The 15,770-nt window shown below is 69.0% G+C and carries 13 protein-coding genes and 1 tRNA gene; 1 reads left to right on the top strand and 13 read right to left on the bottom strand.

Going from position 1 to position 15,770, the window contains the following annotated elements; all coding sequences use genetic code 11:
* Positions 1-2: 2 nt before the first annotated feature.
* Both FVQ89_RS11100 and FVQ89_RS11095 read right to left on the bottom strand, forming a co-directional pair.
* Positions 3-1,238: a glycosyltransferase gene (locus tag FVQ89_RS11100; RefSeq protein WP_255513571.1), complete on the bottom strand. Its 1,236-nt coding sequence runs from the start codon at positions 1,236-1,238 to the stop codon at positions 3-5.
* Positions 1,239-1,278: 40 nt separating this feature from the next.
* Positions 1,279-2,232, bottom strand: a complete 954-nt coding sequence (locus FVQ89_RS11095) for a DMT family transporter (RefSeq protein WP_255513570.1) — start codon at positions 2,230-2,232, stop codon at positions 1,279-1,281.
* Between the two features lie 40 nt (positions 2,233-2,272).
* On the opposite strand from FVQ89_RS11095, the gene def reads away from it, so the two are divergent.
* Positions 2,273-2,839: a peptide deformylase gene (gene def / locus FVQ89_RS11090; protein WP_147902001.1), complete on the top strand. Its 567-nt coding sequence runs from the start codon at positions 2,273-2,275 to the stop codon at positions 2,837-2,839.
* Between the two features lie 31 nt (positions 2,840-2,870).
* Here the strand turns inward: def and FVQ89_RS11085 are convergent, their stop codons facing one another.
* The 11 genes from FVQ89_RS11085 to dusB form a co-directional block, all read right to left on the bottom strand.
* Positions 2,871-3,785 carry a sensor histidine kinase gene (locus tag FVQ89_RS11085; RefSeq protein ID WP_147902000.1) on the bottom strand — a complete coding sequence of 305 codons (915 nt, stop codon included), beginning with the start codon at positions 3,783-3,785 and terminating at the stop codon, positions 2,871-2,873.
* Positions 3,786-3,872: 87 nt separating this feature from the next.
* Positions 3,873-3,945 (bottom strand) — tRNA-Asn (locus FVQ89_RS11080).
* A gap of 18 nt (positions 3,946-3,963) precedes the next feature.
* On the bottom strand, positions 3,964-4,956 hold the full coding sequence (locus FVQ89_RS11075) for a beta-propeller fold lactonase family protein (RefSeq protein ID WP_147901999.1): 993 nt from the start codon (positions 4,954-4,956) through the stop codon (positions 3,964-3,966).
* Positions 4,953-5,753, bottom strand: a complete 801-nt coding sequence (locus tag FVQ89_RS11070; RefSeq protein WP_147901998.1) for an ATP-binding cassette domain-containing protein — start codon at positions 5,751-5,753, stop codon at positions 4,953-4,955. Before FVQ89_RS11070 ends, FVQ89_RS11075 begins: the two co-directional genes overlap by 4 nt.
* Positions 5,750-7,411 (bottom strand): ABC transporter ATP-binding protein, encoded by a 1,662-nt coding sequence (locus tag FVQ89_RS11065; protein WP_147901997.1) that lies wholly within the window; start codon positions 7,409-7,411, stop codon positions 5,750-5,752. The genes FVQ89_RS11070 and FVQ89_RS11065 overlap by 4 nt, the downstream gene beginning before the upstream one ends.
* Positions 7,411-8,409 carry an ABC transporter permease gene (locus FVQ89_RS11060; protein ID WP_147901996.1) on the bottom strand — a complete coding sequence of 333 codons (999 nt, stop codon included), beginning with the start codon at positions 8,407-8,409 and terminating at the stop codon, positions 7,411-7,413. Before FVQ89_RS11060 ends, FVQ89_RS11065 begins: the two co-directional genes overlap by 1 nt.
* The gene (locus tag FVQ89_RS11055) at positions 8,409-9,500 is read right to left on the bottom strand and encodes an ABC transporter permease (RefSeq protein ID WP_147901995.1); all 1,092 of its coding nucleotides are present in this window, start codon (positions 9,498-9,500) and stop codon (positions 8,409-8,411) included. The genes FVQ89_RS11060 and FVQ89_RS11055 overlap by 1 nt, the downstream gene beginning before the upstream one ends.
* Before the next feature lie 85 nt (positions 9,501-9,585).
* Entirely contained in the window at positions 9,586-11,202 is a 1,617-nt protein-coding gene (locus FVQ89_RS11050) for an ABC transporter substrate-binding protein (RefSeq protein ID WP_147901994.1), read from the bottom strand.
* A gap of 197 nt (positions 11,203-11,399) precedes the next feature.
* Complete coding sequence (gene dnaG / locus FVQ89_RS11045) at positions 11,400-13,286, bottom strand: DNA primase (RefSeq protein WP_147901993.1); 1,887 nt, start codon at positions 13,284-13,286, stop codon at positions 11,400-11,402.
* A 65-nt stretch (positions 13,287-13,351) separates the two neighbouring features.
* Positions 13,352-14,599, bottom strand: coding sequence for a deoxyguanosinetriphosphate triphosphohydrolase (locus FVQ89_RS11040; protein ID WP_370454465.1), 1,248 nt, complete (start codon positions 14,597-14,599; stop codon positions 13,352-13,354).
* Positions 14,592-15,764, bottom strand: coding sequence for a tRNA dihydrouridine synthase DusB (gene dusB, locus FVQ89_RS11035; RefSeq protein WP_147901992.1), 1,173 nt, complete (start codon positions 15,762-15,764; stop codon positions 14,592-14,594). Before dusB ends, FVQ89_RS11040 begins: the two co-directional genes overlap by 8 nt.
* Between the last annotated feature and the right edge of the window lie 6 nt (positions 15,765-15,770).

The following is a 15,770-nucleotide window of genomic DNA, read 5'->3' as shown; positions in this document are numbered from 1 at the left end:
GTTCAGCGTGCCGTGGGCTCCGCGCTGCCGTCGGTGATCGGATCGACGACCTCTTCGCCGCGATAGAGCGCCTCGAAGATGTCGAGGGTGCGCTCGATGTCGTGCGCAGCGACGGTGGCGAGCGATCCGCGGGCCAGGCGCTCGCGCTCCTCGGGGTCCGCTGTGAGCACGGTGCGCAGGTGGGCGGCGAACTCGTCGATGTCGCCCGGCTGGTAGAGGTAGCCGTTCTCCCCCGGACGCACGAGGTGCGGAAGGGCCATCGCGTCGGCCGCGACCACCGGCAGGCCCGATGCGAGGGCCTCCATCGTGGCGATCGACTGCAGCTCGGCTCGGGACGGCATCGCGAACACGCTCGCTGCCGTCAGCGACGCGCGCAGTTCGTCATCCGACACCCGGCCCGTGAAGTGGACCCGATCGGCGATCCCGAGCTCGCGGGCGCGCGCCTCGAGCCTCGGGCGCACCTCCCCGTCGCCGATGATCTCCACGCGCACGTCGAGGTCGCCGAGCTTCGTCGCCGCCTCGAGGATCTCGTGGATGAACTTCTCTTCATCCAGCCGCCCGAGGAACGCGATCACGTTCTCGCTCCGCGGCGACAGATCGGCGGTGTAGACGCTCGTGTCGATGCCGCACGAGATCGCGTGGATGCCGGTGAGCCCGGTGCCCTTCTCGAAGAACTCCGCAGCGCGGCGGGTCGGCGTGGTCGCCGCATCCGCCATCTCGAACCACTTGCGTGCCGACTTCCACTGCACGCGCGCCAGCCAGTCGAGCATGCCCTTCGGCAGGATCTCGACGTGCTGCAGGATGTTCTCGGGCATCGTGTGGTTGGTTCCCACGAGGCGGATGCCGTGCTTCTTCGCCGCGATCGCGAGCCCGCGACCCACGACGATGTGCGACTGGAAGTGGATTGCATCCGGCTTCACCGCGCGCACGATCCGCTCGGCGTTCGCCTTCACACGCCACGGCAGCATGAAGCGCAGCCACGGGTGCGGCAGCCAACGCCACGAGTAGATGCGATGCACCGTCAGCTCGGCGCCCTCGTGCGTCTCGGTGAAGATGCCGACGCGGCCCCGCTGCGCGGGAGCCATCACGTGCACATCGTGACCGCGACGCGCCAGTCCGGCCGCGAGGTTGCGCGAGAAGGTGGCGGCCCCGTTGACGTCTGGGGCGAAGGTGTCGCAGCCGATGAGGATGGTCAGGCGCGGCCCAGATGCCGGGTTCGACGACGTATCGTCGGTCACTCGATCAGGTCCCTCGGTCGGCGGAAAAGGTCTCTCCACGTTACCTCAGGGGCGCGATCTCGCCCGGCTGATCACGCCGGTGCGTCTGCGGATGGTGCTTCGCCAACTGCAGCACACCGAATATCGCCACCGTTCCCGCGACGAGCCAGGCGATCATGACCCACACGGGCGTCTCCGACGCCTCGCCGAGCACGAAGATGCCGATCGCGATCGCGACGAGCGGATCGATAACCGTGAGGCCCGCGATGACGAGATCCGGCGACCCCACCGAGTACGCGGTCTGCACGAAGTAGAAGCCGAGCGCCAGTGCCAGCAGCAGACCGATCGCCCCGACCACGGTGACCCAGTCCGAGTTGTTGTTGAGCACGCGGTTGATGACGACCTTCGCGATCGACGCCACGAAACCGTAGAGCACACCGCCCGCGGCGATGTAGAAGAGCGCGTTGAGCTTGTGGCGGAAGAACACGAACGCCGCAGCCAACGCGAGCAGCACGGCACCGAGGATCGCGAGGATCACGATCAGCTGCGCCTCGCGGATCACATGCTCCTTCGCGAAGAACGCCGCGAGCGTCACGAACACGCCGATACCGATCACGCACATCGAGATCGCCTGGATCGCGTGCCGGTCGAGCTTCACCTTCGACACACGCGCGTTCAGCACGGATGTCAGCACGAGCGCCACGATCCCGATGGGCTGCACCACGATGATCGGCGCGAAACCGAGAGCAGTCAGCTGGAAGACAATGGCAAGCCCCAGCATGATCGTGCCGATCAGCCAGCTCGGGCGCGCCAACAGCCGCAGCAGCTGCCCACCCGACAGCCCGGCCTTCTGACCAGACCCGTGCTGCGCCTCGACCTTCTCGACGCCGCGATGCTGCAACTGCGCCCCCAGCGACAGGAAGACAGCCCCCACCAGAGCGATCAGGATCCCGAGCGGCGCAGAGCCCTGGAACGCCTCGACCACATCTTCAGCGAGGGGGATGACGTCCGGCACCCGACGAATCTACCTGGCCGGGCGCCGATATCCTGTCCGAATGGCCGTCCTCCCCATCAGGATCACCGGTGATCCGGTGCTCCACGCTCGCGCGAACGATGTCGACGAGATCGACGAGAGCCTCTACGCGCTCGTGCACGACATGGAGGACACCATGTCGCAGGCCCCCGGCGTCGGGCTCGCGGCACCGCAGGTCGGCGTGCCCCTGCGGCTCTTCGTCTACAACTGGCGCGACGAAGACGGCGAGCTGCACCGCGGCACCGCGATCAACCCTCAGCTGCTCGTCTCACCGCCGCCGCTCGGCGACGCGGACCCGGAGGAAGACTCCGAAGGGTGCCTTTCGATCCCGGGCGAGCGCTTCCCCCTCCTCCGATCCCACACGGCGCTGCTGCGCGCCGTGGAGCTCGACGGCACGCCCTACGAGGTGCTCGCGACGGGATGGCTCGCTCGGATCTTCCAGCACGAGTTCGACCACCTCGATGGCGTGCTCTACGCCGACCGCCTGCCCGACGCCCACCATCGCGCCGCCCAGCGCGTGGTGCGGCGACGCAAGTGGGGGGTTCCCGGAAACTCGTGGCTGCCGGGGCGCGACCACCTCGACGACTGAGCCGCCGCGTCGACGGCGCGTCGCTCAGCGCTCAGCGCGGCTCAAGCCTCACGCCGTGCACGCCGTTGTGGTAGCGCAGCGACGGGAAGACGGCCTGCACGGTGAACCCGACCCCGGGCACGCGGTGAGCCTCGAACACCCCGCCGAACAGCTCCGTGCGCTCGCGCATCTCGCCGATCCCCCGACCAGCGGGAGCCTGCGTGAGCGCAGCGAGATCGTCCTCGACGGTGTAGCTGTGCTGCTGCGCCTCGACATACGGATCGCGGCCCTCGCGGATCGCCGTGGCCCGCGTGCCGTCGTCCTCGATCAGCAGCTGCAGGCCATCGTCGGTCCAGGTGAGCACGACCTTCGCCCGGGTGCCGTCGCCGCCGTGCGTCAGTGCGTTGCCGAGGGCCTCCTGCAGTATCCGGTAGATCGCGATCTCGGCTCCGTGCCGGAGTTCGTGGGGAGCGCCGTTCTGCTCGAACTCGACCGTGAGCCCCGCGTCGCCCATTGCGGCGAAGAGCTCGGAGACGTTCGCGAGGCCCGGCTGGGCGGCCGCCTCTTCCTCCCCATCACGGACGAGCGTGAGGACGCGACGTAGATCCGCGAGCAGAGCCCGGGCCGTCTCGGCGATCGCCGCGGCCGCGCGGCCCGCCGCCGAGGGATCCTGGGTGGCGGCGAAGCGCGCGCCGTCGGCCTCCGAGATGACTCGCGACGCGGTGTGTACCGCGACCTCGTGCATCTCGCGGATCATGCGCATCCGCGAGCCCTCTTCGGCGAGAGTCAGCTCCAGATCGATGCGGGCACGTTCAGCTGCCGAACGCTCCCGGGCGACGAGCCGCACGACGCGACGGGACCGCAGCCACAGGGCCAGCAGCACGATCACCGCGAGAAGCAGAACGCCCGCGACGGCGGCGACGATCACCAGCAGCGTCATTGCGTTGGCATTCAGCCAGGCGTCCACGAGGTTCCTCCTACGGGCCGCACGGGGTGCGGCCGGTGGTCGACACGATGGTAGCGAACCGGCGGTTCGCACGGCGTCGCGAAGATGCTCCCCGGCTTGGACTCGAACCAAGAACCTATCGGTTAACAGCCGATTGCTCTGCCAATTGAGCTACCGAGGATCGCTGAGAACAGCCTGACTAGCTTAGCAAAGGATCGGCGTCGTCCCGGACGACGCAGGTCGGCGACGCGAATGCGGCCATGCCCTGTTGCGAGAGCTCGCCCTCCGCGTCGATGAGGAATGTCGCCACGGCGTCCGAGAGCTGGTTCGCGACGTGCAGAAGGCCTCCGTCGACCATGAGATGGCGGGGCCAGTGCCCGCCGGACTCCACCCAGCCGAGCGCACGCAGACCGTCGGCCTCGATCGCGATCCGTGCCACCCGATCCGCCCCACGGATGCCGGCGAAGAGCACGCGTCCGTCGTTCGAGATCGCGAGAGCGGCCGCCTGATCCTCCCCCGCGACAGCTCCCGGAAGAGCGAGGATCTGCACGATCTCGAACGACTCGCCTGCGGGCTCGAGGACGAGCACCTCGCAGCTCCACTCGCCGAGCAGGGCGAGCTCCCCGCCCGGAAGCCGGGCGAGGTCGCGCGGCCCGGTTCCGGCGGGGACAGCGATCGAATCGACGCGCTCCAGCTCGCCGGATGCGTCACGGTGGTGGATGTGCAGCCGGTCGGCGCCGAGGTCGAGTGTCAGCACGCGACCGTCCGGCAGCACGTGAACGTGGTGAGCGTGCGGCCCCTCCTGCGCCGATCGGGGTCCCGAACCGGTACCCGGGACCCGCTGCATCGGCACGGACTCCCCTGCGCGCACCACCGCGACCACACCGTCGAGGTAGCAGGCGACGGCGATCGTGTCGTCATCGAGGAACGCCAGATGGCAGGGCGCTTCACCGACATCCGTCGTCACGCCGTCCGCGATCCACCCGCGAGCCCCCCGGCGATACCAGGCGACGGCTCCTGCTCCTTCGAGAGCAGCCGCCATCCGGTCGCCGCGGATCGCGACCCACGATGGCGACGCGATCGGCAGCACCTCCCCCGCGTCGAGTCCCGTATCGGTGGAGTGCGCGAGAGCAATGCCCGCACCCAGGCCGCCCATGTCGGGGCCGTACCCGCCGATGAGGAGCCCGGTCATGCCGAGAGTTCGGCGAGGCGCCGCACGTACGCGTGGAGAGGATCGGCGAGCACCTCGTCGACGGTTCCATAACCCACGACGAGGCCCGCGTGCAGCACTGCGATCCTGTCGACCACCCGCCGCAGTTCGCGCAGGTCGTGACCGACGATGATCGAGCTGAACCCGAGCTCACGCTGCAGCTCGGCGACGACCTCGAGGATCGGCCCACGCACGAGCACATCGACGCCCATCGTGGGGTCGTCGGCGACGAGCAGCTCGGGCTCGAGCACAAGCGCGCGAGCGAGGGCGATCCGCTGCCGCTGGCCGCGGCTCAGCTCATGCGGATAGCGGTCGAGCACCGACAGCGGCAAGCGCACGGCGTCGACGAGCTTGGCGACGGCTCCGCCCGCCTCAAGACGATCGAAACGGCGATCCCGTTGGTAGATCGGAACGGCGACGTTCTCGCCCACCGTGAGCTGCGGGTGCAGCGACGATCCACCATCCTGCGGGAGGTATCCCACCCGCAACGAGAGGGCATCCCGACGTCCCCGTGAGGCGCGGCGCAGCTCCTGCCCGAGCACGACGAGCCGTCCACCGGCGATCACCGGCTCATCCCGCTCGCCGGGAGCGGACTGGGATGCGATGGCACGCGCGAGCGTGGTCTTGCCCGACCCCGCCTCGCCGATCAGCCCGAGCGTCTCGCCGATGCCGAGTCGCAGGGAGACGCCGTTGATCACCGGGGTCTCGTCGCCCGGATAGGCGAGCGTGAGGTCGTCCGCGAGGACAGCCGTCTCGGCGGGGACCGTACTGCGACTCATGCCGTCGATTCTCGCAGGGCCGCGAGCTCCGCGCGCCGCGAAGCCTGCTCGACCGGATCCGGCACGGGCAGCGACGCGAGGAGCCGCTGCGTGTACGGGTCCGACGGCGCACCGAGCACCTGATGGGTCGGGCCCGACTCGACGACCTCGCCGTGGTGCAACACGACCACCCGGTGGGCGACCCGGTCGACCACCGCGAGGTCGTGGGTGATGAACAGCGAGGCGAACCCGAAGCGTTCCTGCAGCTCGTCGAAGAGATCGAGCACACGCGCCTGCACGGAGACATCGAGTGCGCTCGTCGGCTCGTCGGCGATGAGCAGCTCGGGATCGAGCGCGAGCGCGCGGGCGAGGCTCGCACGCTGGCGCTGACCGCCGGAGAGCTCGTGCGGATACCGATCGCCGAACGCGCCCGGCAGCTGGACCGCCTCGAGCAGCTCGTCGACCCTGTCTCGCGCATCGGACCCGGAGTCGGCGACGCCGTGGACGATGAGTGGCTCCGCAACGCACTCGGCGATCGTCAGCAGCGGGTTGAAGCTCGTGGCCGGATCTTGGAACACGAACCCGAGCCGACGTCGCTGCGGGCGGAATTCGCGCTCCCGAACGCCGCGCATCTCCGTGTCGAGAACCCGCAGCGATCCTCCCGTGACCGCCGTGAGCCCCGCGATCGCGCGACCGATCGTCGTCTTTCCCGAACCGGATTCGCCGACGAGACCCACGACCTCGCCCGGGGCGATCCGCAAATCCACCCCCGAGACGGCACGGAAGGCCTTGCGCCCGAGACGCCCCGGGTACTCGATCTCCAGACCGCGGGCCTCGACCACCGCGCCGACCGACTCATCCGGGGCATGCGGCGCGCGCTCGGCGAGCTCGACCCGCGGAACCGCGGCAAGAAGCCTTCGCGTGTAGTCGTGCTGCGGCGCTCGGAAGAGGTCGATCACCGGAGCCGTCTCGACCACCTCGCCGTTGAACATGACCGCTACGCGATCGGCCAGATCCGCGACGACACCCATGTTGTGGGTGATCAGCACGACCGCGGTGCCGAACTCGTCGCGGCACCTGCGCAGCAGGTCGAGGATCTCGGCTTGCACGGTGACATCGAGCGCCGTCGTCGGCTCGTCCGCGATCAACACGGATGCGTCGAGCGCGAGCGCCATCGCGATCACGACGCGCTGCTTCTGCCCGCCCGAGAACTGGTGCGGATAGTCGTCGACCCGTCGCTCGGGATCGGGGATTCCCACGCGCCGCAGCATCTCGACGGCGTGGGCACGTGCCTGCCGCTTGGTGTACTTCCCGTGCGCCCGGAGCCCCTCGGCCAGCTGCCAGCCCACCGTGTAGACGGGGTTGAGCGCCGTGGACGGCTCCTGGAAGATCATCGCCGCCGCGGTACCGCGGAGTTCGCGCAGGCGGCGCCGGTCGAGCTGGACGACGTCCTCGCCGTTCAGCACCACGGCGCCCTCGACGAGCGCCGTCTCGGGAAGCAGGCCCAGGATCGAGCGCGCGGTGACGGTCTTGCCCGAACCGGACTCGCCGACGACGGCGAGAACCTCGCCGGGCGCGACCCGCAGGTCGGCCTCGCGGACCGCCTCGACGCGTCCGCCGTCCGTGTCGAACGTCACCTTCAGGCCGCGAATGTCGACAGCCGGATCGATCGACGCCATCAGAGCACCTCCCCCATCGCGTCGCGGGAGGCGGGCGCCGACTCGGCCACCGCGTCCGCCGGTGTCGCCGCGAGCCGGCGCCGCGCGCGAAGGCGAGGGTCGGCCAGGTCGTTGAGGCTCTCGCCGATCAGGGTGATGCCCAGCACGACGAGCACGATCGCGAGCCCGGGGAACACGGGTGTCCACCAGATGCCGCTCGTGACGTCGGCGATGGCCTTGTTGAGGTCGTATCCCCACTCGGCGGCGGATGTCGGCTGAATGCCGAAACCGAGGAAGCCGAGCGCCGCGAGCGTCAGGATCGCCTCGGACGCGTTCAAGGTGAAGATCAGCGGCAGCGTACGCGTGGAGTTGCGCAGCACGTGACGGAACATGATCCGCGGCGCACGCGCTCCGATGACGCGGGCGGACTCGACGAAGGCCTCCGACTTGACCCGCACCGTCTCGGCGCGGATCACACGGAAGTACTGCGGGATGAACACGACCGTGATCGACACGGCCGCGGCCGCCACGCCGCCCCACAGGCTCGACTGGCCGCCGCTGATGACGATCGCCGCGACGATCGCGAGCAGAAGCGTGGGGAAGGCGAAGACCGCGTCGGCGACGACCACGAGAACGCGGTCGATCCAGCCGCCGATGTATCCCGAGATGAGACCGAGGAAGACCCCGATGAAGATCGACAGGATCACCGCGACCACGATCACGAGGAACGCCGTCTGCGTGCCCCAGATGACGCGCGAGAGGACGTCGTAGCCGCCGACGGTCGTGCCGAGCAGGTGCCCGGCGCTCGGCGGCTGCTGGGCGCCGAACAGGCCGTTCTCATCACGCAGCTGGGCGAAGCCGTACGGCGCGATGAGCGGTGCGAGTGCCGCCGTGAGAAGGAAAACGCCCGTGATCACGAGACCGGCGACGAGCATGCCACGCTGAAGCCCGACGGACTGGCGCAGCTGGTGGACGATCGGGAGCCTCGCGAGCAGGCTGGCGCGACGTGGGCGGGCCATCAGTACCTCACCCTCGGGTCGATGAGCGCCGCGATGATGTCGACGACGAAGTTGCTGAGCGCCACGATCACCGCGAGAAGGGCGACGATCCCTTGGACCGCGACGAAATCACGGGCACTCAGGTAGTGGGTGAGCTGGAAGCCGAGGCCCTGCCACTCGAAGGTCGTCTCGGTGAGCACCGCGCCGCCGAGCAGCAGCGCGATCTGGAGACCGATGACGGTGACGATCGGGATGAGCGCCGGCTTGTAGGCGTGGCGCCGCACGAGGCGGTACTCGCGCACACCGCGGCTCCGTGCGGCATCGACGTAGGGCATCGAGAGGGTGCCGATGACGTTGGTGCGCACGAGGCGCAGGAAGATGCCCGCGGTGAGGAGCCCGAGCGTGATGCCCGGCAGCACCGCGTGCTGGAGAACATCGGAGATGTAGGCGGGATTGCCGGAGCGGATCGCGTCGATCAGATAGATACCGGTCGCGCCGTCCTGCCTTCCGAGACTCAACTCCGTGCGGACTCCTGCGCGCCCCGAGACGGGGAGCCAGCCGAGCCACACCGAGAAGATGAGCTTCAGCACGAGGCCGGCGAAGAACACGGGGGTGGCGTAGCAGAGGATCGCGAAGACGCGCAGCACCGCGTCGCCCCAGCGGTCGCGGATCGCCGCGGCGAGCATGCCGAGAGGGATCCCGACGATGAACGCCACGAGCAGCGCGTAGATCGCGAGCTCGAGGGTCGCGGTCCCGTACCGCAACAGCACGTCGACGACCGGCTGATTGTCGGTGAGCGTCGTGCCGAAGTTGCCCGTGAAGACCTGGCCGATGTACTCGAAGTACTGGACGATGAGCGGCCGGTCGTATCCCGCCTCGTGCCGACGTTCGGCGAGCTCGTCGGCTCCGAGCCGGCCGCCCAGCGCCGCGGTGATCGGATCGCCGATCAACCGCATGAAGACGAAGACCATCGTCACGAGGATGAAGACGGTCGGGAAGATCAGAAGGAATCGGACGAAGATGTATCGCCCGAGAGAGCCGCTCGCGCGGCGCCTGGCTCGGCGCGACGCCTCGGGCGTCACGGGAGGGGGTGTCTCGACGGTCGTCGTCATTCGGGGATCGATCTCCGAGTAGGTGCCGCGTGTGGTGGGGCGATCAGGCGACCGCCCCACCACACGCTCGGTGGTTCCGCTCCGATCAGCGCGTGATCGGTGCGAAGCGGAGCTTGAACGACGCGTCGAGGATGACCCCGTCGACGTCCGCACCCGCGACAGCAACCTGTGCGCCCTGGAGGAGCGGCACCGTCGACAGCTTCTGCGCCACCAGATCCTGGATCTGCTCGATGAGCGCGGTGCGCTCGTCGACGTCCGGGGTCACCGCCTGCTCGAGGATCAGCTTGTCGACCTCGGAGTCGGAGAAGTGGTTCCCGAGGAAGTTCTGCGTGAGGAAGAACGGCGTCAGGTAGTTGTCGGCGTCCGAGTAGTCCGGGAACCAGCCGAGCTGGTACGCCGGGTAGACGTCCGCCGTGCGGTCCTCGGAGTACTGCACCCACTCGGTGGACTGCAGGTCGACCTGGAACAGGCCGCTCGCCTCGAGCTGGTCCTTCACCATGGCGTACTCGTCGCCCGAGGAGGGACCGTAGTGGTCGGGGCTGAACTGCAGGCTCAGCTGGACGGGCGTCTCGACACCGACGGCCTCGAGGATCTCGGCTGCCTTGTCGGCATCCGGGCCACCCTCACCGTCGCCGTAGAGCTCCTTGAGCGACTCGGTCGCGCCCGCGAAGCCCTCCGGGACGTAAGAGTAGAGCGGCGTGTAGGTGCCCTTGTAGACCTGCTCCGAGATCGCCTCACGGTCGATGAGCGACGCGAGCGCCTGACGGACCGCGAGGGCCTTGTCCGGGTCGGCGTCAGCCGTCTTCGCGCCGTACGGCTGAGTGTCGAAGTTGAACACGATGTAGCGGATCTCGCCACCGGGGCCGTCGATCACCTGGACATCGTCGTTGCCGCGCAGGTCGTCGACATCCGTCGCCGAGAGGCTGCGGTAGGCGACGTCGATCGAGCCGTTCTCGACCTCGAGCTTGAGGTTCGACGACTCGGCGTAGTAGTTGAGGATCACGCTCTCGTTCACCGGAGCATCGAGCAGACCCGTGTAGGCGTCGTTGGGCTCGAACTCGACCACGTTGTTGAAGTCGTAGTCGGTGATCACGTAGGGACCACCGAACGCGTTGGCGGCGACGATGTCGGCGTCGGGCGTGAGAGCGTCAGCCGAGAACACTTCTTCGTCGACGATCGCGCCGGGGAAGCTCGTGAGGATGAACGGGAAGACCTGGTCGTTCTCGGTCTTCAGGTGGAAGACGACGGTGGTGTCGTCGGTCGCCTCGACCGAGTCGAGGTTGTAGAGCAGGCTCGACGCGCCGTTCGGATCGGCGATCGCGAGGTTGCGCTCGAACGAGAACACCACGTCGGACGAGGTGAGGTCGTTGCCGTTGGCCCACTTGAGCCCGGCGGGGAGGGTGACCGTGTATTCGGTCGGCGAGGTGAACTCGGCCGACTCGGCGAGGTCGGGAACGACATCGGTGGAGTTGTAGTCGGTGTTCACGAGATACGGGAACACCTGCGTCTGCACGGCGAGGGATCCGTTGTCGTACGAACCGGCCGGGTCGAGGGTCGTGACCTTGTCGGTCGTGCCCACGATGATGACGTTGTCGCCGCTGGCACCGTCGGAGCCGGCGGCGCAGCCCGCGAGTACGAGACCCGCGGTAACCGGAATGCTGACGGCGGCGAGAAGCCGCGACGTTCGAGAAACGGATGCCATATCCGCGTACCCCTGTTCTCTTGATCGGCAAACCGCGCCACGACGGGCGGCGCGAGCTATCAGGTCTAGCACAGGGTCCGCATAGCGTTCCCGCCGGGACGGCGCATATGGGGATTGTTTACGACTCTGCAATCTCGGGCGCAGGAATCGTGCGCGGGAGCGTCACGGATGCACATTCATGAACCCGGACGCAGGATTCACTCGCCCCGCAATTCCCGCCGCTCGCTCTCCAAGGCAGCCGACTCCCGGCTCAGAGCGGCCTCCCTCTCGCGGTCGCCGTCCGCGCGCGCACGCTGCATCGCCCCCAGAATCTCGCCCTTGCGGCGGAGGAGATCGCGGTCCACGAGAGATGTGACGACGCCGACGCAGTAGATCGCCACCTGCTCACGGCGTTCGGGGATGGGCGCGATGCCCAGCTGCGACACGAGGGTCGAGAAGCCGGGCGGAACCTCATCCGCGACCCGCTGCAGCCAGGAGCCGTCGGCCAGATGGTCGAGGTTCGCGCGCACCGCGTCCTTCACGACGGCGAGGGTGGAGTTGGCGAAGCGGGTCTCGGCCGCCTTGGCGACGAGTGCGGGGCCCACCTCGTTCGGGTACTGCAGGATCGCCATCAGCGCGTCGCGCTCCATGCGCGTGACCGGGTCGGTCGGCAGGTCGACGAGCCGCGCCTCCCGCGGGGTCGGCTGCGCGTCGCCCTCCCCCGCGGGGGCCTCACGGTGCTCCGATCGCGGCTCGGAGCGACGTGCGACATTCGCAGCACTCGTGACGGCCCGCCCGACCTCGGCGGGGTCCATCCCGAGCCACCCCGCCAGGCTGCGCACGTAGCCGACGCTGAGTGAGCGATCGCGGATGCCTGCCACGACCGGTGCAGCGGCGCGCAAGGCGGCGACCCGCCCCTCAACCGTCTCGAGGTCGTGCTCCGCGAGTCGGCGGCGGATCATGAACTCGAACATCGGCTTCCGCGACGCGACCAGTTGCCGAACGGCGTCGTCGCCACGGTGGATGCGCAGATCGCAGGGATCGAGACCGTCGGGCGCGACCGCGACGAAGGTCTGCGCGGCGAACCGCTGCTCCTCCGCGAAGGCGCGACTCGCGGCCCGCTGGCCGGCGTCATCCGGGTCGAAGGTGAAGATCACCTCGCCCGTCGATGATGCGTCCGAGTTCTGTACATCGCCGAGCACGCGACGGACCACCTTGATGTGATCCACGCCGAAGGCCGTGCCGCAGGTCGCGACCGCGGTCGTCACACCCGCCAGGTGGCACGCCATGACGTCGGTGTAGCCCTCGACGATCACGACCTGCTTGCCCTTCGCAACGTCGCGCCGGGCGAGGTCGAGCCCGTACAGAACTTGGCTCTTGTGGAAGACGAGCGTCTCGGGGGTGTTGAGGTACTTCGGGCCCTGATCGTCGTCGAAGAGCTTGCGCGCACCGAAGCCGACCGTCTGCCCCGTGACGTCGCGGATGGGCCAGATCACCCGCCCCCGGAAGCGGTCGTAGCTGTTGCCCCGCTCGCCTGTGGAGAGCAGCCCCGCCGCCACGAGCTCCTGCTCCGTGAACCCCTGACGCGAGAGAGCGTTCTTCAAGGCGTCGAACGACTTCGGCGCGTATCCCACGCCGAACCGCTCGGCCGCAGCCTGGTCGAAGCCGCGACCACCCAGGAAGTCTCGCGCCGGCTGCGCGTCGGGCTCACCGAGACGGGTGCGGAAGAACTGCTCGGCCGCGGCGTTGGCCGCGAGCAGGCGCGCACGCTGACCGTGGTCCGCTGCCGGGCCCGAGCCGTCCTCGTAGTGCAGTTCCACGCCCGCGCGGCCCGCCATGCGCTCCACCGCCTCCTGGAAGGACACGTGATCCATGCGCTGCAGGAATGTGAACACGTCGCCGTCTTCACCGCATCCGAAGCAGTGGTACCGGCCGACGCCCGGACGAACATGGAAGCTCGGGCTGCGTTCCTCGTGGAACGGACACAGCCCCTTGAGCGATCCCACACCCGCCGATTTCAGCGTGACGTAGTCGCCCACGATGTCGGCGATGTTGATCCGCGATCTGACCTCGTCGATGTCGCTTCTGCGAATGAGGCCGGGCATGACTCAGAGTCTAGGATCGCGCGGCCACGCGCGTCGGACCGGGCGGACCGTCTGGGGATGCACCGTCACGGGACGAGGCGCTCGTGCCAGGCGTTCGCCGAGGGGTCGGTCAACGAGGCGACCTGGTCGACGACTACCCGCTTACGAGCCGCATCGTCTCCCGCCGCGGCGAAATCTGCGGCGAATCCGGCATCCAGGTGGGACGGATCCGCCCACAGAGCGTCCGCGAGCTCCTTGAGGATGCTGCGCTGCTGCGCATAGATCGGCTTCCGCGCGTTCGTCGACATCACGTTCGCCGCGACGATGCCCTTGAGCACGGCGATCTCGGCCTGTGTCTCGAGCGGCACGACGACGTCCGCCGCGAACCGCGCGAGGGAACCCTCCGGATGCGCCTCGCGCGTCGCCCGCACCGACTCGCCGGCGAAGCGCCCGATGAGCTGCGACGTGAGGTTCTTCAGACGCGCGAGATCGCGCCGAGAGCCGTCCCAGCTGTCGATCCAGTCCGGCAGGCTGTCGAGCCGGTCGAAGGCAGCGATGAGCGTCGCGTGATCGAGCTCTCCGCCGATCCACTCGACCATGCTGTCGACCAGTTCGTCGTGCTCGACCCGCGCCGACAAGGCCCGCACGTCGAGGTACCCCGTGATGATCGCGTCTTCGAAGTCGTGCACCGAGTACGCGATGTCGTCGGATAGGTCCATGACCTGCGCCTCGATGCACCGCACCCGCTCGGGAGCCCCCGCCCGCAGCCAGGCGAAGGCGGGGGTGTCGTCCGCGTAGAAGCCGAATTTGCTGCGACCGGAGGGATCCGGCACGCCCTGCTGCTCGGGCCAGGGGTACTTGCAGCTCGCGTCGAGGCTCGCCCGCGTGAGGTTCAGCCCGTAGGCGCGCCCCTCGGCGTCGAACACCTTGGGCTCCAGGCGGGTGAGCAGCCGCAGCGTCTGCGCGTTCCCCTCGAATCCGCCGATGTCCTGCGCCCAGTCGTTGAGAGCCCGCTCGCCGTTGTGCCCGTAGGGCGGATGGCCGAGGTCATGCGCGAGGCACGCGGTGTCGACGACGTCTGGGTCGAGGCCGAGATTGACGGCGAGCTCACGACCCACCTGCGCCACCTCGAGCGAGTGGGTCAGGCGGTTGCGTGCGAAGTCGAGGCCCGCGGTCGGCGAGAGAACCTGCGTCTTCACGGCGAGGCGGCGCAGGGCGCTCGAGTGGAGGATGCGCGCCCGGTCGCGCGCGAAGTCGCTGCGGCGGGTCGAATGCTCCTCCGGGAGCATGCGCTCGGTATCGGCCTCCGTGTAGCCGGGGGCCAGATCACCCACCGCTGGTGTCCAGTTCCGCCTCCGTGAGCTCGGCGCGATGCGTCTCCTGCAGCTCGCGCGAATCGAGCCACCGATCGGGCAGGGCGGGCTGCTTGGGAGTCCCCGCTCGACCGCGCTGTCCCTCCGCATCGGCGCCCGGGTAGGGCTGGTCGGGGTCGAGGCGGCCGAGCAGCTCGTCGATCTCGGCGAGGCTCGAGGCCTGCGCGAGCGCTGCACGGGTCTCGCCGCCCACCGCGTAACCCTTGAAGTACCAGGCGACGTGCTTGCGGATATCGCGGCACGCGCGGTTCTCGTCGCCGTCGAAGAACTCCACGAGCAGCTCGGCGTGCCGGCGGAATCCTCGTGCCACCTCGCCGAGCGTCGGCTGCGCGGTGCGAGCCGACTCGCCCGACGGCGCGCGGAACGCAGCCGCGAGGTCACCGAAGAGCCACGGGCGACCGAGGCAGCCCCGCCCGACGACCACTCCGTCGCAGCCCGTCTGCTCGACCATTCGCACGGCATCGTCGGCCGACCAGATGTCGCCGTTGCCGAGCACCGGAACACTCGTGACGGCCTCCTTGAGCGCCGAGATCGCGGTCCAGTCGGCGGTGCCCGAATAGAACTCCGCAGCGGTGCGCGCGTGCAACGCCATCGCCGCCACGCCCGCACCCTCCGCGATCCGGCCCGCCTCCAGGTACGTGAGGTGATCGGAGTCGATGCCCTTGCGCATCTTGATGGTCAGCGGGATGTCACCCGCGGCCTTCACTGCGCCCTCGACGATCGCACGGAACAGGTCGGTCTTCCACGGGAGCGCCGCTCCCCCGCCCTTGCGCGTGACCTTCGGCACAGGGCAGCCGAAGTTGAGGTCGATGTGGTCGGCGCGGTCCTCGGCGACGAGCATCGTGACCGCCTCGGCGACCGTCTTCGGGTCCACGCCGTAGAGCTGGATGGAGCGAGGCGTCTCGGACTCGTGATGACGAATGAGACGCATCGACTCCGGGGTGCGCTCCACGAGCGCGCGGCTCGTGATCATCTCGGACACGTACAGTCCCGCGCCGTACTCGCGGCAGAGGCGGCGGAACGCGGTGTTCGTGATCCCGGCCATCGGCGCGAGCACGACGGGCACGTCGAGCTGCAGAGAACCGATCGTCAGCGGAGCAGCCGACGGCGCGAATAGGGTGGACATCCTCTT

Source organism: Homoserinibacter sp. GY 40078 (assembly GCF_008017545.1).
Lineage (GTDB): Bacteria > Actinomycetota > Actinomycetes > Actinomycetales > Microbacteriaceae > Homoserinibacter.
The sequence above is the reverse complement of the archived record's forward strand: the minus strand, read 5'-3'. Positions and strand labels throughout refer to the sequence as shown.

Excerpts from the sequence above, each read along its gene's own strand:
- def (WP_147902001.1), top strand. The coding sequence starts at position 2,273 with ATGGCCGTCCTCCCCATCAGGATCACCGGTGATCCGGTGCTCCACGCT.
- dusB (WP_147901992.1), bottom strand. The coding sequence starts at position 15,764 with ATGTCCACCCTATTCGCGCCGTCGGCTGCTCCGCTGACGATCGGTTCT.
- dnaG (WP_147901993.1), bottom strand. The coding sequence starts at position 13,286 with ATGCCCGGCCTCATTCGCAGAAGCGACATCGACGAGGTCAGATCGCGG.
- FVQ89_RS11060 (WP_147901996.1), bottom strand. The coding sequence starts at position 8,409 with ATGGCCCGCCCACGTCGCGCCAGCCTGCTCGCGAGGCTCCCGATCGTC.
- FVQ89_RS11070 (WP_147901998.1), bottom strand. The coding sequence starts at position 5,753 with ATGAGTCGCAGTACGGTCCCCGCCGAGACGGCTGTCCTCGCGGACGAC.
- FVQ89_RS11065 (WP_147901997.1), bottom strand. The coding sequence starts at position 7,411 with ATGGCGTCGATCGATCCGGCTGTCGACATTCGCGGCCTGAAGGTGACG.
- FVQ89_RS11050 (WP_147901994.1), bottom strand. The coding sequence starts at position 11,202 with ATGGCATCCGTTTCTCGAACGTCGCGGCTTCTCGCCGCCGTCAGCATT.
- FVQ89_RS11075 (WP_147901999.1), bottom strand. The coding sequence starts at position 4,956 with ATGACCGGGCTCCTCATCGGCGGGTACGGCCCCGACATGGGCGGCCTG.
- FVQ89_RS11055 (WP_147901995.1), bottom strand. The coding sequence starts at position 9,500 with ATGACGACGACCGTCGAGACACCCCCTCCCGTGACGCCCGAGGCGTCG.